Below are 21,738 nucleotides of genomic sequence, written 5' to 3' on the forward strand. Positions count from 1 at the left end.
CGGTGTCATGAACACGGCACCGTTCCGGCGCACGCGGCCGGAGTGTCAGACGAGGGCGGGGATCCGCTCTTCGGGGGCCTCCTCGGCCGTGTCGTCGCCGTGCGACAACCGCGGCAGCCAGTTCAGCCAGCGCGGCAGATACCAGTTCCAGTCGCCGAGCAGCTTCATCGTGGCGGGCAGCAGCACCGCGCGGACGATCGTCGCATCGATCAGCACGGCCGCCGCCAGGCCGATGCCCAGTTGCATGAACGTCAGCAGCGACAGCGTGGCGAACGTCGCGAACACCGCCACCATGATGAGCGCGGCACTGGTCACCACGGCCGCCGTGCTCCTGATCCCGAACGACACGGCGTCCTCGGTGCTCCTGCCCCTGTCGTACGCCTCCCTGATCCGGCTGAGGATGAAGACGTGGTAGTCCATCGACAGCCCGAAGAGAATCACGAACAGGAACAGCGGCAGCCAGTTGGTGATCGTTCCGGTGGAGTGGAAGCCCAGCAGGCTCTCGCCGTACCCCTTCTGGAAGACCAGCACGAGCACGCCGTACGCGGCGGCGACGGACAGCAGGTTGAGCACGATGGCCTTGACCGCCACGACGAGTGAGCGGAACGAGACCAGCAGCAGCACGAACGCCAGCAGCAGCACGAACCCGAACACCAGCGGGATGCGGCGCATGAGCTGCTCGTTGAAGTCCATCGAGCCGGCCGTGTTGCCCGTGACGTGGGCGCCGGGCAGCGTGGCAGGGACGACCTTCTCCCGCAGGGTGCGGATCGCGTGCTCGGAGACCTCGTCCGCGCCGGTGCCCTTGATGCCGATGCTGATCTTGGCCACCGTCTTGTCCGGGTTGACGGCGACGGCGAAGGGCTCGTTGGCCTCGCCCGTGGCCAGCGCTCGCCGCCTGAAGTCCTCGATCTTGGCGGTGAACGCCGGCGTCGTCACGTCGGCCCCCTTCACCACGATCACCGCCGGCTCGTTGCCGCCGGGGAACGCCTTGTCGATCCGCTTGAACGTCTCGGCGATCTGGTAGTCGCCCTGGAGGTCGTCGATGGTCTGGGCGCCGGTCTTCAGGCCGAAGGCCGGGACGGCCAGGGCGGCGAGCAGGCCGCCGGCGAGGACGACCGAGATCAGCGGGTGCCGCAGCACCGGCTTCATGATCGCGCCCCACATCCGGCTCTGGCCGCCGCGCACGCCGAGGACGCGCCGCCAGGTGACCCGGCCGCCGGTGAGGACGCGCGCCGTGCCGTGGATCAGGCGGGCGTCTATCTTGTCGCCGAGCAGCGAGAGCAGCGCGGGCAGCACGGTCAGCGAGCCGACGACGGCCGTGAGCACCACGAGGATCGTGCCCTCGGCGAAGCCCATGAAGATGCCGTTGCCGGTGAGGAACATGCCCGCCATGGCGACGATGACGGTGATGCCGGAGATGAGCACGGCGCGTCCCGACGTGGCCGCCGCGATCTCGATGGACCGCTTCTTGTCGCGGCCCCGGGCTCTTTCCTCCCTCGCTCTCATGATGTAGAAGAGCGAATAGTCGACCCCGACCGCGAGGCCGATCAGCAGCATGACGTTGCTCGTCGCCGAGTCGACGTGCAGGAGATGGCTGGTGAAGGCCAGCAGGCCGGTGGCCGCGAAGATGGCCGTCATCGCCAGCGCGACGGGGACGACCGCCGCCAGCAGCGCGCCGAACGCGGCGAGCAGGATCCCGAGCGTGATCGGCAGCGAGAGCTGCTCGGCGCGGACGAAGTCCTCGTCGATCGCCTCGCCGATCAGCTTCGCCGAACTGGCCGCGCCCGCCTCCTCCACGCGCAGGTCCGGGTGCGCCCCCTGCACCCCGGCCACCGCGTCGAGGACCGGCTGGATCCGTTCCTCCGCCGTGCCGCCGTCACCCTTCATGTCGAACTGGACCAGCGTCGTGCGCCGGTCCTGCGTCACCGGCGAGGGCTCCTCGTCGTACGGCGTGCGCACGTGCTCGACCTGGCCGGTGGCCTCGACGGCCCTCTTGACGTCCTCGACCGCCCGGCGGAAGGCCGGATCCGTCACCGTCAGCGTCCCCGTACGGGACTGGACCAGCACGACCTCACCGGCGACGTTCGGGAAGCGCGCACCGTCGAGGATCTGCTCGGCCTGGCGCGAGTCGCCGTTCGCGGACTCGTAGCCGCGCATCTCCGCCGTGCCCACGGCGTTGCCCGTGACCGTCGCGACGGCGACGAAGGCGACCCAGACCAGCAGCGCCCACCACCGATGGCGTGCGCTCCAGCCGCCGATGGTGGCGGCGATGTTCCTGCGGCGTCCCATGACCTCCCCTTTTACGTCTGCTTCGACGGTAGGGAGCGATCACGGGCGGGGCATCGGGCGTGCAGACCAGATCGCGCGTACTGCCCGGGGCGTACGCCCTCCTCCTCGCGATCTAGGGGAGATCCCTTACTAGGCTCAGGGCATGAGATCGGAGCTGCGATGATCCCGGCGGACGACTTCTACGCGGGGCTGTTCAAGGTGGCCGCCGCGGCGGCCGGTTTCCTCACCGACTCCTCGGGGCGGATCCTGCTCGTGAAGCCGGGCTACCGCGACCACTGGGGCTGGCCGGGCGGCCACGTCGACGAGGGCGAGTCGCCCGAGGCGGCCTGCGGCCGGGAGCTGGCCGAGGAGCTGGGTCTCACCCGGCCGGTGGGCCGCCTGCTCGTGGTCCAGTGGGTGCCGCCGCTGGACGACCGGCCGATCCCGCTGGTGCACTTCCTGTTCGACTGCGGGACGTTCGAGGACGGAATGGGCGTGGTCCTCCAGGAGGAGGAACTGGACGACTACGGGTTCTTCACGGCGGAGCAGGCCGCCTCCCTCATGCCGGCCTACCTGGTGGCCCGGCTGACGGCCGCCCAGCGGGCCCGCGCGACCGGGGAAACCGTCTACCTCCCTGCCGCCGTCGCCGAATAGTTTCCCGTCCCCGTGGAATGGGGTGGACGAACGCGCCATGACGAACGCGAGTGACGCAACGGGACGGTGAGGCATGGACGATCCGGAGCTCAAGAAGGAGCTCGACGAGGTGGAGGCCCAGATCGAGCGCCTGCGCAAGGAGACCGCGCAGATACGCGAGGAGATCGGGCAGAGCTGGGACGCGCCCACGGACATGGCGGAGAAGGCCACCTTGCTGACCAACGTCGAGCAGCAGGAGGCGCTCATCGACGACCTGCAGCTCAGGCGCGAGCAGATCCTGCGGCGGATGAAGGGCTGAGCCCGCCCCGGGGCGCCCGGTCGGGCGGAACGCCTCGACGAGTGGGGCCCGGTCGGGCGGAACGCCCCGGCGAGTGCAGCAGGAGGCGGCCGGAACCGCGTTTGTACGCTGGTAGAGCCACGACGTGGTGACGTACCGGACGACGGGGGCGGCGTGGGCGTCATGACCGCTATGCGAACGAGAGTTGCCAGGGGGGAACCGGCCGGGCTGCCCGCGGAGGTGACCAGCTTCGTGGGGCGCCGGCACGAGCTGGCCGAGCTCAAGCGCCTACTGGGGACCTCGCACGTGGTCACGCTGATCGGCGCGGGCGGGGTGGGGAAGACCCGCCTCGCGCTGCGAGCGGCCGAGGAGGTCCGCAGGAGCTTCCCCGGCGGCGTACGGCTGGTCGAGCTGGCCGCGCTCGAAGATCCCGCCCTGCTCGTGCAGACCGTGGCCGAGGCGCTGTCGGTCAACGACCACTCGACCCGGTCGCCGCTCGACGCGCTGGTCGAGCGCCTGCGCGGCCGCCAGACCCTGATCGTGCTCGACAACTGCGAGCACGTCCTCGCCGAGTGCGCGGTGCTCGTGGACACGCTGGCCCGGGCGCTTCCCGACCTTCGGGTCCTCGCCACCAGCAGGCAGGCGCTCGGCATCGACGGCGAGCAGATCGTCGAGCTGGCGCCGCTGTCGATGCCCACCCCGGGCGATCCGGCGGTGCCGCTCGCCGAGTCGGACGCGGTCCGGCTGTTCGCCGAGCGGGCCGCCGCGGTCGTCCCCGGGTTCGAGGTGACCGAGGAGAACGAGGAGGCGGTGGCCGAGATCTGCCGCCGGCTCGACGGCCTGCCCCTGGCGATCGAGATGGCCGCCGTACGGCTGCGCGTCCTGTCGGTGAGCCAGGTGCTCGAACGGCTGGGCGACCGGTTCCGGCTGCTCACCGGCGGATCGCGGGCCGCGCTGCCCCGGCAGCGTACGCTGCGCGCGCTGTTCGAGTGGAGCTACGACCTGTGCACCGAGCAGGAGCGGCTGCTGTGGCAGCGGGTCTCGGTCTTCGCCGGGGGCCTGGACCTGGAGGCGGCCGAGCAGGTGTGCACGGGCGACGGCATCGCTCGCGAGGACGTGCTCGAACTCGTCGCGGGTCTGGTCGACAAGTCGGTCCTGCTCCGCCGGGAGTTCGACGGGGCGGTCCGCTACTGCCTGCTCGACACGGTGCGGCAGTTCGGCCGTGAGCAGCTGGCCGCCTCCGGGGACGAGGCGACGCTGCACCGGCGGCACCGCGACTACTACCGGAAGATCACCTCACGGGCCTGGGCGGAGCTGTTCAGCGCCACCCAGCAGTCGTGGGTGGAACGCCTGCAGCGCGACCACGCCAACCTCCGCAAGGCCCTCGACTGGTCGCTGCGCGAGCCGGGAGAGGCCGAGACGGGCCTGGCGATGACCGCGGAACTGCTCTACCACTGGAGCGGTTACCACCTGTCGGAGGGCGCCGGCTGGTTCGACCGGAGCCTTGCCGTCGCGACGGAACCCGGTGAGGTGCGCGCCCACGCGCTGTGGGCGGGCGCCTGGATCACCCTGCTGAGGGACGACTGCGCCACCACGCTCGCACGGCTGGAGGAGGCCACGGCGATCGCCGAGCGGCTCGGGCTGCGGGTGACGCTCGGCTACATCGCGTTCCTGTTCGGCATGTCGGCCGTGTGCGGGGGCGACCTGGAGAGCGGCATGCGGCGATACGAGGAGGCGGCGGCCGCCCACCGCGCCGTCGGCAACCCGATCGGTCTCGCGCTCGCACTCAACCGGCTCGCCCTGGCCAACGCGTTCCTCGGCCGCCCGGCCGCCCGTGACCTCGCCGAGGAGTGCGTGGCCCTGTGCGACCTGTACGGCGAGGGCTGGCACCGGGCGTACGCGCTGCTGGCGCTGGCGATGGACGCCTGGCACCGGGACGACATGCGCGCGGCCTGCGAGATCGACAACGAGAGCCTGCGCTACAACACGGCGGTGGGCGACCAGCTCGGCATGGGCATGAATCTGGAGGCGCATGCCTGGTTCGCGGCCGGCGAGCAGAAGTACGAGCGGGCGGCCCGGCTGCTCGGCGTCGTACGGACCTTCTGGCAGGCCGTCGGCGCGCGGCTGGCCGAGTTCCGCTACATGAGCCGCTGTCACGACGAGTGCGAGGCGGTCACCCGAGAGGCGCTGGGCGAGACCGCCTTCCAAACCGAGGTGTCCCGGGGCGCGGCCCTGACGCGGGAAGAGGCGCTGACGTACGCCCTGCGTGAGCGGACGCCCGCTGCCCGGGGGCCCGCGCCGTTCGAGGGCCGGATCGCACCGCTGACGCGCAGGGAGACGGAGATCGCGCACCTTGTCGCCGAGGGACTGAGCAACAAGGACATCGCCGGCAGGCTCGTCATCTCCCAGCGCACCGCGGAAGGCCACATCGAGCACATCCTCGACAAGCTCGGGTTCAAGTCGCGCGCCCAGGTCGCCGCCTGGCTGAAGGAGCGGCTGAGCGAGCGCCCGGACGGCCCGGCCGCGGACGGCGCGACCGGCCCGACGAGCGGGCCGGTCAGCGAAGGGCGTACGCCGGCAGCTCGAACCACGTGATCTTGCCCTGGCGGGTGCGCTCCGCGCCCCAGCAACAGGCCAGCGAGTCCAGCAGCCGCAGTCCGCGCCCGTGCTCGTCGCCGGCGGACGGCCGGGCCATCTCGGGCATCGTGCCGTCGCAGTCCTCCACCTCGCAGCGCAGCAGCCCCTCGACGGCCGACAGCCGTACGACGAGGTCGCCGCAGCAGGTGTGGCACAGCACGTTCGTGACCAGCTCGCTCACCAGCAGCTGTGTCACGTCGGACAGGCTCTCCATGCCCCAGGCGCTCAGGCGCTCGCCGATCAGCCGCCGGGCCCGCCCCGCGGAGGTGGCGTCGGCGGGCAGCCGCCAGGACGCCGCCTCGACGTCGGGGTCGTCCACGAGCTGGATCGCGAGGTCGCCGACCCGCTGCCGCAGCGTCTCCCAGCGGTGACGGACCGCGGAGTGCCGCCGCTGAGCGGTGGCGGGCGCGTCGCCACCCTGGGCGGATGACAGTGATTCGTCCCGGACGGGACAGTAGAGCAGACTCATGCGGCACACCCCAGAGACGCGCGAGCGGGGATGCTGCGACCGTCCGGCATGAGCTCACCGCTGTCGTCGAAGAGCACCACGCCGTTGCAGAGCAGTCCCCATCCCTGCTCAGGATGGAAGGCGATCAGACAGGCCGCGTCACGGTCGGGTGCGTCCGCCGGCGGGCACTGAGGGTGGTGCTGGCACATGATCGGTCCCCCTGACTCTCATGCACTCTTTGAGACGTTTTCAGACTGCCTTCTCGTGCCTTGGGGTGGGGAGGGGGAAAACACCCGTATCGATACCTGTTCGAGGCATACGTACGTAGTGGGTGGTAGCGGGGTCGGCGGCGGGTAAAGGAGTGCCCGGCCCTCACCCGTCCAGGGAGATCGCGGCCTTCGCTCGATCGACCGATTCCTCGGAAGCCGCATGGCCCGGGTTTTCCGTGGCCAGCGCCTGGTTGAGCGCCACGAAGGGCCGCATCCGCCGCTCGTAGCGGGCGAAGGCGGCCTCGTGCGCGCCTCCCGCCGCCGCCAGCTCGGCGGCCAGCACGTACGCGCCCACCAGGGCGAGGCTCGTGCCCTGCCCGGACAGAGGGGAGGGACAGTAGGCGGCGTCGCCGACGAGGGAGATCCGTCCCGCCGACCACCGGTCCATCTGGATCTGGGCCATTGAGTCGCAGTAGAAGTCGCTCGCCTCCTCCATGCCCTTCAGCACCCTCGGCGTCTCCCCGCCCGCACCCGCGAACGCCTCGGCCAGGGCCGCGCGCAGCCGGGCGGGGTCCCGATGGTCGAGCGGCTCGGACCGGAAGCCGAGGCTGACCCGCACCTCCGTGTTCCCCCGGACCGGGAAGATCCCGTATCCGCGCTCCCCGTCCTGCATCCAGACCTGCCAGTCCTCCAGCCCGAGGAAGTTGTCCATGCCGAACACGGCCAGGTAGGTCCCCAGGTGGTGGACGAACTCCTGCTCCGGCCCGAAGGCCAGCCGCCGGACTGTGGAGTGCAGCCCGTCCGCACCCACCACGAGGTCGTACCGGCGCGGTTCGGCGTGCTCGAACCGGGCCAGGACGCCCCACTCGTCCTGCTCCAGCGCGGTGATCGAGTCGCCGAACAGGAACGTGACCTCTCCGCGCGTCCGCTCGTACAGCAGGCGGGTGAGGTCCTCGCGCAGCAGCTCGATGTCGTCGTTGTCGAGCCGGCCGCTGCTGTAGGTCATCTCCTCCGATCGCATGATCTCGTTGCCCTCGCCGTCGTACACGGACATGCCGCGGTGGGTGGTGCGCAGGCGCCGCGCCTCGTCGAGTACACCGGTGCGGCCGGCGACCTCCAGTGCGACGCCGCGTATGTCGATCGCCTGCCCTCCCGCGCGGAGGCCGGGTGCGCGCTCCACCACGGTCGGGGTGAGGCCGTGGCGGCGCAGCCAGTAGGCGAGCGTGATCCCCGCGACACCGGCGCCGGAGACGAGCACGTTGGTCATCGAAGCTCCCTGGGGGTGTGGATGCCGTATGCGAAGTGAATGTACGCCGTACGCGAATATTGCACAACCTGCGATTATGGCGAGTTTGTGTACTAGAACAGGTAGATTCTGTCCTAGTACAGAAAGGAGATCGACGTGACACCGCCGTACGCGAGGATCGCGGCCGAACTCAGGCGCAGGATCACCGAGGGCGAGCTGGCACCCGGCGAACGGGTGCCATCGACCCGGCAGGTGGCCGCGCAGTGGGGGGTCGCGCTCGCCACCGCCACGAGAGCGCTCGCCGAGCTGCGCAGGGAAGGGCTCGTCCGTGCGGAACCTCGCGTCGGCACGGTCGTCGCGGAGCCGCCGCCGGCCACCCCGCCCGTACCGGGAGCCGCCGCGCCGCCGGGAGATCGGGTACGTATCGCGGCGCCCGCCTCGCGTGATGCCGAGGGGGCGCGGCGGGGGCCGGGCGCGGGGGCCGAACGCGAGCTGACCCGCGAGCGCGTCGTGCGGGCGGCCATCGAGATCGCCGACGCGGAGGGGCTGCCGGCGCTGTCGATGCGCGGTGTGGCGGCCCGGCTCGGGGTCGCGGCCATGTCGCCGTATCGGTACGTCGGAAGCAAGGACGACCTGATCCTGCTCATGGCGGACGCGGCGTTCGGCGAGCTGGGCTACCCCGGCGATCCCCCGGAGGGCTGGCGGGAACGGCTGGAGATCGCGGGCCGGACGCTGTGGGCGATTTTCCGGCGGCATCCGTGGCTGGCGCAGCTCAGCCCGCTCGGCAGGCCGCTGGCGCTGCCCGGGCTGACCGTGCACGCCGACTGGGCGCTGGCCGCCCTCGACGGCCTCGGCCTCGATTCGGCGACCGTGCTCGACGTCCACATCCTGCTCTACAGCCACGTGCAGGGCCTCGCGATCAATCTGGAGCGCGAGGCGCAGATCGCGGCGGCGACCGGCCTGTCCGAGGACCAGTGGATGGACGTCCAGGGGCCGGCGCTGAGCGCCATCGCGGGGTCGGGGCGCTACCCGGCCTTCGCCAAGGTCATCGGCGGGTTGGGCGAGGACGGGTACGACTTCCGCCTCGACGACCTGTTCGAGCTCGGCATGCGGCTCCTGCTCGACGGCGTCACCTGCCTGGTGGAGCGGAGCCGCGCCTCCGGACGGTGATTAAAGTGGCCGCATGAGCCCCAGGATCGCGACCGCCGAGAAGGTCTCCCGTGAGCAGTTGCTCGACTTCGTCCGTGATCGCCACCGGGCGATCCTGATCACGACGAGACGCGACGGCGGCCCCCAGGCGTCCCCCGTGACCTGCGGAGTCGACGCCGAGGGCCGCATCGTCGTGTCGACGTACCCAGAACGCGCCAAGACCCGCAACGCCCGCCGCGACCCGCGGGCGAGCGTGGTCGTGCTGTCGGACGACTTCGACGGGCCGTGGGTGCAGGTGGACGGCACCGCAGAGGTGCTCGACCTGCCGGAGGCCCTGGAGCCGCTGGTCGAGTACTACCGCTCGATCTCGGGGGAGCACCCCGACTGGGAGGAGTACCGCGCGGCCATGGTCCGCCAGGGCAAGTCGCTGGTGCGGATCACCCCGACGTCCTGGGGGCCGGTGGCCACCGGCGGATTCCCGCCGCGCCTGGCCTGACACGCCGGCCCCGGACCGGACGGCTCGTGAGCCGCGTGCGTTACGGCCGAGGAGATGCCGAGTGGATCTGGACGGTCGAACGGGCGCGTTCATGCGGCGGGGCGTCCGTCCACGGCTCGCCGAACGGCATCTCGCCGGGGTCGTGGACACCCTCGGCCGCTCGATCGGCGAGCGCGTCCAGGTCGTCCAGGCCGGGCAGGCGCAGCTCCAGCCGGGGGGTCGTCAGTCGCAGCGCGAAAAGCGGCCAGTGTCGCATGCCCCGATCGTGACAAGATCCACCGCTTGCCGAACACCCTTTCTTCAGCAGGGGAAAAGCGGTTTCCGCAGGATCGGGGATGCGGCTAGCCTCGGATGCCGCCACGAGCGCCGGGGGCGTGAACCGGCGCGGACAAGGAAAACGCATGCCCGACCCGCTCACCACGCCGGCCGCCGAGCTTCCCGTACGCCGGCTCGGACCCGAGGACCTGGATCGATGCCTCGCCCTCAGCGAGGACAGGGCCTGGGCCCGGGAGGAGCGGAAGTGGCTGTTCCTCCTGGAGAACGCCGAGGTCTACGCGATCGACGCCCCTTCGGGAGAGCTCGCGGGCACGGTCACGCTGACCCGGTACGGCACGACCGCGGCGGGCATCGGCATGATGCTCGTCGCCGCCCGGTATGGCGGACGCGGGCTGGGCCGGCGGCTGATGACGCACGTGCTCGAGGCGGCAGGGGACACGACCGTCTTCCTCTGGGCCACGGAGTTCGGCCGGCCGCTGTACGAGAAGCTCGGGTTCGAGACGCTGGGCGTGACGGAGGCGCGTGTGGGGCGTCTGCGCGCCGGGGACGACCCCGTCCTGTCGAGGCCGGCCGACCTCGGCGCCGATCTGGACGCCCTGCTCGCGCTCGACGCGGAGGTCTTCGGCGCCGACCGGGCCGGGCTGCTCGCGCGCCTGTTCGCCTTCGCCAAGGAGGTCAGGGTCGCCGAGGACGAGACGGGGCTGACCGGCTACGCGGTGTCGTGGCGCAGTATGGACACCCTGTTCGTCGGGCCGGTGGTCGCCGGTGATGAGGCGGTCGCCCGTGCGCTCGTCACCGACCTTTCGCGCAACGCCGACGGCCTGGTGCGGATCGAGGTCGAGCGCACCCGGCCGGGCCTGCTGGACTGGCTCGGCGAGCGGGGCGTGTCACCGGCGTTCTCGACGTCCTTCATGGTGCACGGCGGCAGGCCGCTCCCCGGTGACCGGACCCGCATGTTCGCCCCGCTGATGCTCGCGATGGGCTGAAACCCTGACTCGCGGGGCTTCCCGGCTCACGGGGTCGTTCTGATCCGGCTCTGATCTGCGCCGTCTACCGTCGCGACAGCCGGTGGGACACCGGCGCCCGCGCCGCGGCCGGTCGTGTCGTCGCTGCGGGGCGGGTGCCTCGCGAGACGAAGGAGCCGGACATGCACGATCCCGCCATCCCCGCCACGCACCACGAACGCCCTGACCTCCGCCCCGCGCTCGCGGGCTCCGACGGGCCGCCCGGGCACGCTGCCGGCGCGTTCCCGCACCTGCTGCTGGAGGCGCTGCGCGGCTCGCCCGGCACCCCCGCCTTCGAACAGGGCGCCAGGATCGTCTCCAGGGGCGAGCTGCTGGAGCTCATCGGGCGCATGGCCGGCGCGATGCGCGATGTGGGACTCGGCCCCGGCAAGGGCGTCGCGGTCCGCACCGGCCTGTCACCGGAAGGGTTTGCCGCCCAGATGGCCGCGCACGTGCTGGGCTGCCGCGTCGTGAGCGTACGGCCCGGGTACACGCCCGGTCAGCTCGCCGACGTGCTCGGCGTGGGGGTCGACGCCGTGGTCCTCGACCGGTCGACGGCGACACCGGAACTGCTCCACGCCGCCGGGTCCGCCGCGCTGCTGTCGCCGGGGCCCGTCCCCGGGGCGGTCGATCTCCTGGCCCATCCCGGTGACGACCGCTTCCCCGCCGTCACGGCGCGCCCGGACGACGCGGCCCTGCTGACGTTCACCAGCGGCAGCACGGGCCGGCCGAAGGGCTGCGTGCTCACCTATCGGGCTCTCGCCGCGCACTGGTCCAGTCATCGCGGCTGGTCGTCGATCGCGCCCGGCTTCGACGAGTCCTTCCAGCGCTACATGCTGTTCGGCACCCTGTCCAGCCTGGTGGTGCTGGACTTCCTGGCGCCGTGCCTGCTCGGCGGCGGCACCGCGGTGATCCCCGAAGAGGACGGCCGGCCGCTGTTTCCGTACGCGATCCAGCGGCACCGGATCACCGGCGCCATCGTCACCGTGCCCCGGCTGTGCCAGATGCTCGACCTGCTCCGCGAGGAGCCGGTCGACGTCGGCAGCCTGCGCGCGCTGACGGTCTCCGGATCGCCCGTCAGCCCGCATCGGCTGCTCGAGGCGGCGGACCGGCTGGGCCCCGTCGTGTACGTGGGATACGGCGCGACCGAGGCCGGCGTCATCTCCATGCTCACTCCCAGGGAGGGCCACGACGCGCCCGCCTCGGTCGGCCGCCCGCACCCCGAGGTGGAGATCAGCGTGCGCGACGAGGAGGGCCGCCAGGTCGCCGCGGGACGCACCGGCGAGATCCACGTGCGCAGCCCCTTCCTGATGGCGGGCTACTGGGATCAGCCGGAGGAGACCCGCGACGTGCTGCGGGACGGCTGGCTGCGCACCCGCGACCTCGGACACCTCGACGAGAGCGGCCTGCTGCACCTGGCCGGCCGGACCAGGGACGTGATCATGGTGAACGCGATCGTCGTCTACGCCGGTCCCATCGAGCGGGCGCTGGCCGGCCACCCCGACGTGGCCGAGGCGTACGTGGCCGGCGCGCCGGACGAGCGGACGGGGGAGGCCGTCCACGCGTTCGTCGTCCCCGCTCCCGGCCGCACCCCGGACCACGCCGCCCTGACGGAGCTGGTACGCGCCGAACTCGGCGCGGACAGCGTCCCCCGGACGATCACGACGGTGTCGTCCGTGCCGGTCGCGCCGAGCGGAAAGCCGGACAAGCGCGCCCTGCTGGAGCGGCATCTGTCCTCGGCGCTCTGATCCATCTCTGATCCATCTCTGAGAATCGCCCGCCAACACTGGTGAAACTTCAACCACCGCAGTGAGGGAGGCGTCAGTGCCGGACAACATCCTGGACTACCTGGTGATCGGCGCCGGACCGGCGGGCCTGCAGATGGGCCACTTCCTGCACCGGGCGGGGCGAAGCTACCGGATTCTCGAGGGGGCGCCCGAGCCCGGCGCGTTCTTCCGGACCTTCCCCCGCCATCGCACGCTCATCTCGATCAACAAGAAGCACACCGGATGGGACGACCCGGAGCTCAACCTCCGGATGGACTGGAACTCGCTGCTGTCGGACGACCCCCGTCTCCTGTTCACCCGCTACAGCGACCGCTACTTCCCCGCCGCCGACGACTTCGTCCGCTACCTGGAGGACTTCGTCGCCACCCAGGGCCTCCACGTCACGTACGACGCACGGGTCGCCGAGGTCGCGCGCCCGGACGCCGAAGGCCCGTTCCTGGTGACCGACGAGTACGGCCGGACCTACCGGGCACGGCGGGTGATCGTCGCGACGGGGGTCTCCCGGCCCAACGTCCCGCCGATCCCCGGCATCGAGACCGCCGAGCAGTACAGCACCCACTCGACCGACCCCGCGGACTACACGGACATGCGGGTGCTCGTCATCGGCAAGGCCAACTCGGCCTTCGAGACCGCCGACAACCTCATCGAGACGGCCGCGGTGGTCCACGTGGCCGGACCGCGCTCGGTGCGCCTGGCCTGGCGCACCCACTTCGTCGGGCACCTGCGCGCGGTCAACAACAACTTCCTCGACACCTACCAGCTCAAGTTGCAGAACGCCGTGCTGGACGGCGACATCAGGCGCATCGAGCGCCGGGCCGACGGCTCCTACCTGGTGACGGTGGCCTTCGTCCGGGCCGACGAGGTCACCAAGGACATCCCGTACGACCGGGTGATCGTCTGCACCGGCTTCCGGTTCGACGCCTCCATCTTCTCGCCCGAGTGCCGTCCCGAGCTGGCGATCGGGGACAGGTTCCCCGCGCTGACACCGGCGTACGAGTCGGTCAACGTGCCCGGCCTCCACTTCGCCGGGACGATCACCCAGTCGCTCGACTTCAAGCGCGGCACCAACGGGTTCATCCACGGTTTCCGCTACGGCGTGCGCGCCCTGCACCGCCTCCTGGAGAGCAGGCATCACGGCGTCCCCTGGCCGGGCCGCGACCTTCCCGCCGATCCGGACGCGCTCGCGGCGGCCGTGCTCGACCGGGTCAACCGCAGCTCGGCGCTGTGGCAGCAGTTCGGGGTGCTGGCCGACGTGATCGTTCCGGACGGGCTCGGCGGCATGCGCTACCTGGAGGAGCTGCCGCTCGACCTGCAGGGCCCGCCGATCGGCGACGCGGGCCACTTCGCGATCACCCTGGAGTACGGCCCGCACCACGACCAGATCGACCCCTTCGACCTCTCGGTGGGACGGATCAGGCAGAGCGACGCGGAGCGTGCGCACGAGGGTCACTACCTCCACCCGGTCGTACGCCGCTATCGGAGCGGTGTGGTGGAGGCCGTCCACCACGTCACCGAGAACCTGGAGAACGACTGGACCTCGGAAGAGGTGCACCTGCGCCCGCTCCGAGACTTCTTCAAGCGCCAGAGCCTCCCGGTCTCGGTGTGACGGCCGTGCTGCCGGCCATCCGGGACTTCGAGGCGGCGGCCCGCGCCCGGCTGGATCCCGCCCACTACGACTACTTCGCCGGCGGGGCCGGCGACGAGGTCACGGTGCGGGCCAACGAGGCGGCGTTCGCCCGGCTCGCGCTGCTGCCGCGGGTGCTGCGCGGCGCGGGGAGCCCGCGGATCGGCGTCACCCTGCTGGGCAGCCGCGCGGCGATGCCGGTGCTGGTGGCGCCGACCGCGTTCCACCGGCTCGCCGACCCGGAGGGGGAGAAGGCCACGGCCCGCGCGGCGGCCGCCGCGGAGACCGTCATGATCGTGAGCATGGCCGCCACGGTCGCCGTCGAGGACGTCGCGGCCGCGGCGCCGGGCGCCACCCTGTGGTTCCAGCTCTACGTCCAGCCCGACATGGCCTTCACCGAGGCGATCGTCCGGCGCGCCGAGGCGGCCGGGTGCGCGGCGCTGGTCGTCACCGTGGACTCCCCCGCCCGAGGACGGCGGGACCGGGATGTCCGCAACGGCTTCGACGACCTGCCCGAGGGCATGCGCTGCGAGAACCTGCGCGACGGCGCCCGCGGGTGGGTGCGGCCGATCGTCATGTCACCGGCGATCACCTGGGAGCACGTCGATCTGCTGAGGCGGATGACGCGGCTGCCGATCGTGCTCAAGGGCGTCACGCATCCCGCCGACGCGCGCCTCGCCCTGGACCACGGCGTGTCGGCGCTGTACGTCTCCAACCACGGCGGACGGCAGCTCGACACCGTCCCGGCCACCGTCGACCTGCTGCCGGAGATCGTGGCCGCCGTCGGCGGAGCCGTACCGGTGCTGGTGGACGGAGGGATCCGGCGCGGCACCGACGTGGTCAAGGCGCTGGCGCTGGGCGCGTCCGCCGTCGCGGTCGGCCGTCCGGTGATCTGGGGCCTGGCGGCGGACGGCGAGCGCGGCGTGACCCGCGTGCTCGCGCTGCTGCGGGACGAGGTCGAGCACGCGCTCACCCTGTGCGGCCTCGCCTCGCTGGACGACCTGGAGCCGGGGCTGGTGCGGCGATGCTGACGGCGGTGTGGGTGGCCGCGGCCATCGTCGTGATCAGCCTGCCCCGGTGGCTCCCCGGGCGCGTCGTCGCGCTGCGCGGGTGGGTGTTCACGAAGATCAACGGCGACGAGAGCATCCCGGTGCCCGGCGAGCTGGTCGGCGTGGACCGGTTCAGGGAGGTCTACTCCCACCCGGCGGCCTCCGGCCGGAGCGAAGGCGCCGTCCTGTCCGACCTGTTCTGGTATTGGCTGTCGCCGGGGCCCGAGCTGCACCAGGAGCACCTGGAGGCGGGGGAGCGGTACGACGCGGTCGCCCTGGCCACCCGCCGCATTCTTTCCCTGCCGCGGGCGCGGGTGGAGGAGCTCACCCGCCGGTGCGTCGGCCGGGCACTGGAGGGCAGGCACGGGGTGGTCCGGCTGCGCGACCTGATGATGCCGGCCTGGGCCGAGTTCTCCTACGAGCTCGTCTTCGGCGAGCCGTGCCCGCCGTACGCGCGCGACCTGATCGTCGGCAACGCGGACGACGTCGTGACCGCGCTGAAGTGCTGCGGCCTGCGGCACATGGACCGGCGCGACCGGCTGACCGCCTATCTCGTCGAGTCGCTACCCAGGGTGGACCACGAGCTCCCGGAGGGCCTGACGGCCCGGGAGCGGGCGCTGTATCTCCAGGGCGCCTTCTTCAACACCGCGGTCGTGCAGATGTCGGAGGCCACGGCCCACGTGCTGATGGCTCTCGCCCAGCACCCGGACGTGCAGGACAGGGCGCGTGCCGGAGACGACCGCTTCCTCGACCAGGTGATCGCGGAGACGCTGCGGATCTACCCGCTCTTCGGCATCGCCCACCGCGTCACCAAAGGCGACATCCCCCTCGGCGAGGGCGTCACGATTCCGGCCGGCTCGGTGCTGTGCTTCGACTACCCCGCCTTCCATCGCGCGGGTTTCCCCGATCCCGAGCGCTTCGATCCCGGACGCTTCGCCCCGGGGCACGCCCCGGTCAGGGAGCTCAACCACATCCCGTTCGGCATGCCGGCGAACCGCCCCTGTCCGGCGTGGCGGCTCGCGCCGCTCGCCATGCGGGTCGCGGTGCGGGAGACCCTGCGTGCGTACGAGCTCGACTCCACCGCCGCGCACACCCGGTCACTGCCCAACCGGGGACCGTGCCTCCTCACCCCGCCGTCCGCGCGGCGCGGGCCGGGACGGCGCCTGACGCTGCTGTCCATGCGGCTGCGGGACGGCTGGGAGGACGTCTGGCGCAGCCTCGTGCAGCTCGTCCTCGGCACGTACATGGTGTGGGACGCGCGCCGGCTGCGGCTGTGCGAGCGCCACTTCTCCGGCGACGCCCGTCCCGAGGGCACGTAGACGACCGGCCGACGTCAGGTCCCGACCACGAGCGGAGGCACATCCCATGCCCGTCCCGGCCCTTCTTCTTCCGGCAGAGGCGCACGCCGCCGATCCCAACCTGGAGCTGGCCCTCAGGGTGCTGCCGGCCCTGGCCGTCATCCTGCTGACCGCGGCGCTGTGCGGCCGGCTGGCCAATCTGGTGATGCAGCCGCGCGTCGTCGGCGAGATGGTCGCCGGCGTCCTGCTCGGGCCGACGCTGCTCGGCGCGCTGTTCCCCGGCGCCCAGGCGGCGCTGTTCCCCGCCGAGGTCAGGCCGGTCCTGTACGTGCTCAGCACCCTCGGCCTGACGCTGTACATGTTCCTGGTCGGCGCCGGGATGGACCACGACGCCCGGGCGCCCGGCGAGCTGCGCAAGGCGAGCGTGCTGGCGGCGTCGGGAATCCTCTCTCCGCTGGTCCTCGGCGGCGCCGCCGGTCTCGTCCTGTGGGACCGCCTCTCCCGCCCGGACGTCGGCCGGGTGGAGTTCGCCCTCTTTCTCGGGGGAGCGCTGTCGTTGACCGCGTTCCCCATGCTCGCCAGGATCCTGTACGAACGCGGGCTGCAGAACACCCGCGTCGGCCGGATCGCCCTGCTGGCCGCATCCATCGACGATGCCGTGGCCTGGTGCCTGCTCGCGGCGCTGTCGGCGGTGCACCTGGGGGGCGGCCCCGGTGACACCCTGCGCACGATCGCCCTGGCGGGGGTGTTCGCGGCGGTGATGCTCGGGGTGGTGGCTCCGCTGCTGCGCCCCCTGGGCCGCCGCGTCGCGCAGACCGGGCGGCTCGGCACCGGCGCCGTGTATGTGATCGTGCTGGTGCCGCTCGCGGCCGGGTGGATCACGGACGCGATCGGCGTCTACTCGGTGTTCGGCGGCTTTGTCGCCGGGTTGTCCATGCCGCGCCAGCCGGCGTTCCGCGCCGCTCTGCACGGCCGGATGATGGATCTCGTATCGACCCTGCTGCTGCCCGTCTTCTTCGCGTTCTCCGGGCTGAACACCCATCTCGGGGGCATCGCCGGCGGTTTCGCGCTCCTGGCGTTCGCGCTGATCCTGACCCTGGCCTTCTGCGGGAAGTATTTCGGCTGCTCGCTGGCGACGCGGGCGCTGGGATTCGGCTGGCGAGAATCCTGGGCCATGGGCGCGATGATGAACGCGCGCGGACTGATGATCCTCATCTTCATCAACATCGGCCTGGCGCAGGGCATGATCACGCAGGAGCTGTTCGCGATGCTCGTCCTCGTGGCCGTGCTCACCACCGCGGGAGCCCTGCCGCTGTACAAACTGGCGCTGCCCGAGCGCCACGAGCCGGCGGACGCGGAAAGCGCGGCCTTGGTGCGTCGCGACCGCGAGAAACCGGTTTCATCTAATTTCACGTAAGAGTTTGGACATTCGCAGAATACGGGGCGAGTTCCCGGGGGCCGCATTGCGAAGTATGGATATTTCCTGATATCGGTGCCAGGGTTGTCCGGTGGCACGGATATCGGGGACATCCGAACCGCGCTCCTTGCGGCTGCTGCTCGTGGAGGACGACCGCGAGCTGGGAGACATGCTGGTCGAGGTGTTCGCCGACCAGGGATACACGGTCGACCTGGCGCTGGAGGGCCAGCGGGGCCTGCACCTGGCGCTGAGCCGCGGCTACGACGCGATGATCATCGATCGCGGACTGCCCGTGGTCGACGGCCTCGATCTGCTGCGCCGGCTGCGCCGGCAGGCGGTCATCGCGCCGGTGCTGATGCTCACCGCCTTCGGCGCCCTCGCCGACCGGGTCACCGGACTCGACGCGGGCGCCGAGGACTACCTGGTCAAGCCGTTCGAGATCGACGAACTGCTGGCCAGGGTGCGCGCCCTGCACCGCAGGAACCTGGACCAGGCCGCGCTGCTGCCGCTCGGCGCCGGCTGGCTCGACTCCGCGTCCAGCACCGTACGGCTGCCGTCCGGCGAGCAGGTGACGCTGTCCGGCCGGGAGTGCCGGCTGCTGCACGCGCTGGCGGCCCGTCCCCGGCAGGTGCACACGCGCACCTCGCTGCGGCAGCGGATCTTCGACGGTGCCAGGACCGAGTCGATCGTGGACACCTACGTCTACTACCTGCGCACCAAGCTGGGGCCCGGCGTCGTCCGTACCGTGCGGGGCGTGGGGTATCGCCTGGGTGAGCTGTGACGACCAGACGGTCCTTCGACCCGGAGCGGCGCCTGCTCATCCGGACCCGCCGCCGGATCACCGCGCAGGTGGCGGCCGTGTTCTCGCTGGCGGTCGCCCTCATCGGCGCGCTGGTTTACTGCGTCGTGGTGGACGAGCAGGATGCCACCGCCCGGCGCGATCTGGCCGTGGCCGCGATGTCGGCCCCGATGGACCACCCGCCGCCCTGCGTATGGCTGTTCGAACTCCGGGCGAACACCGTGCGCAGCTCCCCGGGGGCGCCGGAGAGCCTGCCGGTGCGCGAGACGCTCGACCGGGTCGCCGCCGACGGCCGCACCCGGGTCGAGGTCGCGGAGGTCGGCGGTCACACGTACCTGGTCCGTACGCAGCGGCGCGGCGACGTGCCCCTGCAGGCGGTGATGGACCTGTACTACCCCATCACCGAGCGGCAGCGGCTGCTGCGCACACTGTGCGCGGCCGAGGTCGCGGCCCTGCTGGCGGCGTTGCTGATCGGCCAGGTCCTCGCCCGCCGGGCGATCGCGCCGCTGGGCGAGGCCCTCGACCGGCAGCGCCGGTTCACCGCCGACGTCAGCCACGAACTGCGCAGCCCGCTGACCCGTCTGCACGTCCGCGCGCAGCTCGCCGCCCGGCGCCTGCGGCGGGATCCCGATCCCCTTCTCGTCGCGGGCGACGTCGACCGGCTGGTGACCGGCATCGGGCAACTGGGCGAGGTGATCGAGGACCTGTTGCTGTCGACCCAGCTCAGGCAGCGCCGCCGGCCGTTCGGGCCCGCGGACCTGGCCGCGCTGGCGGAGGAGTCGGCCGACGCCGAGGCGGCCCGCGCCGGGCAGCGCGGGGTGACCATCGACCTGCGCCGGGGTCCGGGTGATCACATCGTGTGCGGGGCGCCGTCCGCACTGCGCCGGGTGATCTCCGCGCTCCTCGACAACGCGCTCCGCCACACCTCCGCGGGCGGCCACATCTGGGTGACCGTGTGTTCGGGTCCTGAGAGCGTTCAGCTCAGCGTGCGGGACGACGGCGTGGGGCTGGACCCGCGTGACGGCGAGCGCCTGTTCGCCAGACACGTCGGCGCGCCCCACACCGGAGGTCTCGGCATCGGCCTGGCCCTCGTGAGCGAGGTGATGGACGCCCACGGCGGCACGATACACGTGGACGGGCGGCCGGGAGCCGGGGCCACCTTCACCATCCGTCTTCCACGGGCCGCGCCGGACCCCGCTCCGCGCCTTTCCCGGATCTTCCTGCCCTCGCAGGCACGGAGCGAGACGAACAGAACGCCGGAGGCGACCGCCTCCGGCCCCGGCGACGCGTCCCTGTAGTCCTCCGGGGTGTGCTCATGGGCGCGACAGACGGCCATCACCCGTTCGCGGGGCTCGGCGACGCGGCCGACGTGGTCGGCCAGGGCGCGGTTCCACCGCCGGTCGCGATGCTCCAGGTAGGCCTCCACCAGCGCGTCCTTGGACGGGTAGCACTGGTAGAGCCGCCTATGGAGAACGCGCGTTCTCTCGTTCGGGAAGGAGAGCACGATGAGCACACGTCCCCCGCTTCCGCCGTTCACCGAGGAAACCGCCAGGCAGAAGGTGCAGGCCGCCGAGGACGCCTGGAACACCAGAGACCCGGAACGCGTCGCGCTCGCGTACACCGAGGACTCGGTGTGGCGCAACCGCTCGGAGTTCCTGACCGGACGGGAGGAGATCGTCGCCTTCCTGCGCCGCAAGTGGGAGCGCGAGCGGGACTACGCCCTGCGCAAGGACCTGTGGACTTTCGGCGGCGACCGCATCGCCGTACGGTTCCAATACGAGTGGCACGACGCCGAGGGCCGGTGGTGGCGCAGCTACGGCAACGAACTGTGGGAGTTCACCGCCGACGGGCTGATGAGCCGCAGGGAGGCGAGCATCAACGACGTGCCGATCGAGGAGAGCGAGCGGCGCATCCGCGGCCCGCGCCCCGAATCCGAGCGCGGGGCCGGCCTCCCGCTCGCCTGACCGGCGGGGGCCGCCTGGTGCGGTGTCACCCGGCCATGCTGCCGAGGGACTCGGCGCGGAGCGCGTCCGGCGCGCAGGCGGGGCAGTCCGGCGCCGCCGGGTGCCGCGTGTAGACGTGCTGGTCCGGGGCGATGAGGTTGATCCCGGTGACGTAGCTGCCCGAGGTCGCGGGGATCCCGGTCAGGAACGCGATGACCGCCTGGGCGGTCAGGTGGCCGGACACTCCGGCGGAGGGGGCGAGGACGTCCGGCCCGCCGAGGTCGACGGGGATCCCGGGTGCGAGAGGGGCGTCGACGCTCGCGGTCAGGCACTCGTAGCACGGGCCGCCGGGAGTGAACGCCGCCACGCTCACCAGCGGGCCGTTGTAACCGCCGAGCGCCCACGGGATCTTCTCCGACAGGCAGGCCCGGTTGGCCCAGATGCGGATGCCGCCCCGGCCGGCCGGTTCGTCGGCGCACATCGCCACCGCGTCGAACCCGCGTACGAGGTCGAGCATGTCCTCCTCGCACTCGACGGCCCGGGCCTCCCCGGTCACGCGGACGGAGGAGTTGACCTCGGCGAGCCGGGCGACGGCCACGTCCACCTTGGGATTGCCGATGTCGGCCTCCCGATAGAGGGCCTGCCGCGTCAGGTTGGACAGCTCGACCAGGTCGTGGTCCACGCAGTGGATCTCGCCGACGCCGCACGCGGCGAGCGCCCAGGCCGTGTGGCTGCCGGTGCCGCCCAGCCCGAAGACGAGCACGCGCGAGCGTTTGAGGCGGACCTGCGCCTCCCAGCCGTGCTCGCGCGGCGCGAGGCCGCTGCCGCGGAAGAACGCCGCGTTGCGTGAGTAGCGCTCGAGTTCCCGCAGGCTGAACTCCTCGGGCCGCGGGCCGGCGGCGTCCTCCACGTATCCCGACGTCAGCAGGAGATCGACGACGCCGGCCGCCTCGGCCTCTGTGAGCCCGGGGAACGCGCGGAGCAGGCGGGCGGCGACCTCCTCCGGAGTCCTCGTGCCGTCCATGGCGTTCAGGGCCGCCCAGACGTGGCCGTCCGGATCGCTGATCTCCTGGGCGGCTCCGCCTATCCGGATCCGGTCGTTGCCGTACCTGTGCGGGCGGTGCTGGGCTTTCACTCGGGGCAACCGCAAGACGACC

General features: G+C 72.0%; 20 protein-coding genes. 14 read left to right on the top strand and 6 right to left on the bottom strand.

What is annotated here, in order from left to right:
• Positions 1–45 precede the first annotated feature (45 nt).
• Positions 46–2,289 carry an MMPL family transporter gene (locus tag IL992_RS04820; RefSeq protein WP_193202074.1) on the bottom strand — a complete coding sequence of 748 codons (2,244 nt, stop codon included), beginning with the start codon at positions 2,287–2,289 and terminating at the stop codon, positions 46–48.
• A gap of 159 nt (positions 2,290–2,448) precedes the next feature.
• Here IL992_RS04820 and IL992_RS04825 point away from each other — a divergent pair, with 159 nt between their 5' ends.
• The 3 genes from IL992_RS04825 to IL992_RS04835 all read left to right on the top strand — a co-directional run bounded on the left by IL992_RS04825 (position 2,449) and on the right by IL992_RS04835 (position 5,794).
• Positions 2,449–2,922 (top strand): NUDIX domain-containing protein, encoded by a 474-nt coding sequence (locus IL992_RS04825; RefSeq protein WP_193202075.1) that lies wholly within the window; start codon positions 2,449–2,451, stop codon positions 2,920–2,922.
• A 73-nt stretch (positions 2,923–2,995) separates the two neighbouring features.
• Positions 2,996–3,220 (top strand): hypothetical protein, encoded by a 225-nt coding sequence (locus IL992_RS04830; RefSeq protein ID WP_193202076.1) that lies wholly within the window; start codon positions 2,996–2,998, stop codon positions 3,218–3,220.
• Between the two features lie 171 nt (positions 3,221–3,391).
• Positions 3,392–5,794 (top strand): ATP-binding protein, encoded by a 2,403-nt coding sequence (locus IL992_RS04835; RefSeq protein ID WP_193202077.1) that lies wholly within the window; start codon positions 3,392–3,394, stop codon positions 5,792–5,794.
• Here the strand turns inward: IL992_RS04835 and IL992_RS04840 are convergent.
• The 3 genes from IL992_RS04840 to IL992_RS04845 all read right to left on the bottom strand — a co-directional run bounded on the left by IL992_RS04840 (position 5,757) and on the right by IL992_RS04845 (position 7,760).
• On the bottom strand, positions 5,757–6,305 hold the full coding sequence (locus IL992_RS04840; protein ID WP_193202078.1) for an ATP-binding protein: 549 nt from the start codon (positions 6,303–6,305) through the stop codon (positions 5,757–5,759). The genes IL992_RS04835 and IL992_RS04840 overlap by 38 nt on opposite strands.
• A complete protein-coding gene (locus IL992_RS45855; RefSeq protein ID WP_079314569.1) occupies positions 6,302–6,493 on the bottom strand; it encodes a DUF5999 family protein in 192 nt (63 codons plus the stop codon). Before IL992_RS45855 ends, IL992_RS04840 begins: the two co-directional genes overlap by 4 nt.
• A gap of 163 nt (positions 6,494–6,656) precedes the next feature.
• On the bottom strand, positions 6,657–7,760 hold the full coding sequence (locus IL992_RS04845) for an FAD-dependent monooxygenase (RefSeq protein ID WP_193202079.1): 1,104 nt from the start codon (positions 7,758–7,760) through the stop codon (positions 6,657–6,659).
• Positions 7,761–7,895: 135 nt separating this feature from the next.
• Here IL992_RS04845 and IL992_RS48225 point away from each other — a divergent pair, with 135 nt between their 5' ends.
• Positions 7,896–8,909, top strand: a complete 1,014-nt coding sequence (locus IL992_RS48225; protein WP_319018344.1) for a GntR family transcriptional regulator — start codon at positions 7,896–7,898, stop codon at positions 8,907–8,909.
• Positions 8,910–8,922: 13 nt separating this feature from the next.
• Positions 8,923–9,384 carry a PPOX class F420-dependent oxidoreductase gene (locus tag IL992_RS04855; RefSeq protein WP_079313741.1) on the top strand — a complete coding sequence of 154 codons (462 nt, stop codon included), beginning with the start codon at positions 8,923–8,925 and terminating at the stop codon, positions 9,382–9,384.
• 40 nt (positions 9,385–9,424) lie between these two features.
• Here IL992_RS04855 and IL992_RS04860 read toward each other — a convergent pair whose 3' ends face one another.
• A complete protein-coding gene (locus IL992_RS04860; RefSeq protein ID WP_193202080.1) occupies positions 9,425–9,640 on the bottom strand; it encodes a hypothetical protein in 216 nt (71 codons plus the stop codon).
• A 145-nt stretch (positions 9,641–9,785) separates the two neighbouring features.
• Between IL992_RS04860 and IL992_RS04865 the strand changes: the two genes are divergently transcribed.
• The 9 genes from IL992_RS04865 to IL992_RS04905 all read left to right on the top strand — a co-directional run bounded on the left by IL992_RS04865 (position 9,786) and on the right by IL992_RS04905 (position 20,602).
• Positions 9,786–10,646 (top strand): GNAT family N-acetyltransferase, encoded by an 861-nt coding sequence (locus IL992_RS04865; RefSeq protein ID WP_193202081.1) that lies wholly within the window; start codon positions 9,786–9,788, stop codon positions 10,644–10,646.
• A 161-nt stretch (positions 10,647–10,807) separates the two neighbouring features.
• Positions 10,808–12,412, top strand: a complete 1,605-nt coding sequence (locus tag IL992_RS04870) for a class I adenylate-forming enzyme family protein (RefSeq protein WP_193202082.1) — start codon at positions 10,808–10,810, stop codon at positions 12,410–12,412.
• Positions 12,413–12,488: 76 nt separating this feature from the next.
• On the top strand, positions 12,489–14,057 hold the full coding sequence (locus IL992_RS04875; protein ID WP_319018345.1) for an NAD(P)-binding domain-containing protein: 1,569 nt from the start codon (positions 12,489–12,491) through the stop codon (positions 14,055–14,057).
• The gene (locus tag IL992_RS04880) at positions 14,054–15,106 is read left to right on the top strand and encodes an alpha-hydroxy acid oxidase (protein WP_319018346.1); all 1,053 of its coding nucleotides are present in this window, start codon (positions 14,054–14,056) and stop codon (positions 15,104–15,106) included. Before IL992_RS04875 ends, IL992_RS04880 begins: the two co-directional genes overlap by 4 nt.
• On the top strand, positions 15,100–16,443 hold the full coding sequence (locus IL992_RS04885; protein WP_193202083.1) for a cytochrome P450: 1,344 nt from the start codon (positions 15,100–15,102) through the stop codon (positions 16,441–16,443). Before IL992_RS04880 ends, IL992_RS04885 begins: the two co-directional genes overlap by 7 nt.
• Before the next feature lie 46 nt (positions 16,444–16,489).
• Positions 16,490–17,839 carry a cation:proton antiporter domain-containing protein gene (locus tag IL992_RS04890; RefSeq protein ID WP_193202084.1) on the top strand — a complete coding sequence of 450 codons (1,350 nt, stop codon included), beginning with the start codon at positions 16,490–16,492 and terminating at the stop codon, positions 17,837–17,839.
• A gap of 91 nt (positions 17,840–17,930) precedes the next feature.
• Positions 17,931–18,620, top strand: coding sequence for a response regulator transcription factor (locus IL992_RS04895; RefSeq protein ID WP_319018347.1), 690 nt, complete (start codon positions 17,931–17,933; stop codon positions 18,618–18,620).
• Positions 18,617–19,936, top strand: coding sequence for a sensor histidine kinase (locus tag IL992_RS04900; RefSeq protein ID WP_193202085.1), 1,320 nt, complete (start codon positions 18,617–18,619; stop codon positions 19,934–19,936). Before IL992_RS04895 ends, IL992_RS04900 begins: the two co-directional genes overlap by 4 nt.
• A 207-nt stretch (positions 19,937–20,143) precedes the next feature.
• Positions 20,144–20,602, top strand: a complete 459-nt coding sequence (locus IL992_RS04905; RefSeq protein ID WP_079313739.1) for a nuclear transport factor 2 family protein — start codon at positions 20,144–20,146, stop codon at positions 20,600–20,602.
• Positions 20,603–20,627: 25 nt separating this feature from the next.
• On the opposite strand, the gene IL992_RS04910 is transcribed toward IL992_RS04905, so the two are convergent.
• Entirely contained in the window at positions 20,628–21,716 is a 1,089-nt protein-coding gene (locus IL992_RS04910) for a HesA/MoeB/ThiF family protein (protein WP_319018348.1), read from the bottom strand.
• Between the last annotated feature and the right edge of the window lie 22 nt (positions 21,717–21,738).

This window comes from Microbispora sitophila (assembly GCF_014892245.1).
GTDB lineage: Bacteria > Actinomycetota > Actinomycetes > Streptosporangiales > Streptosporangiaceae > Microbispora > Microbispora siamensis.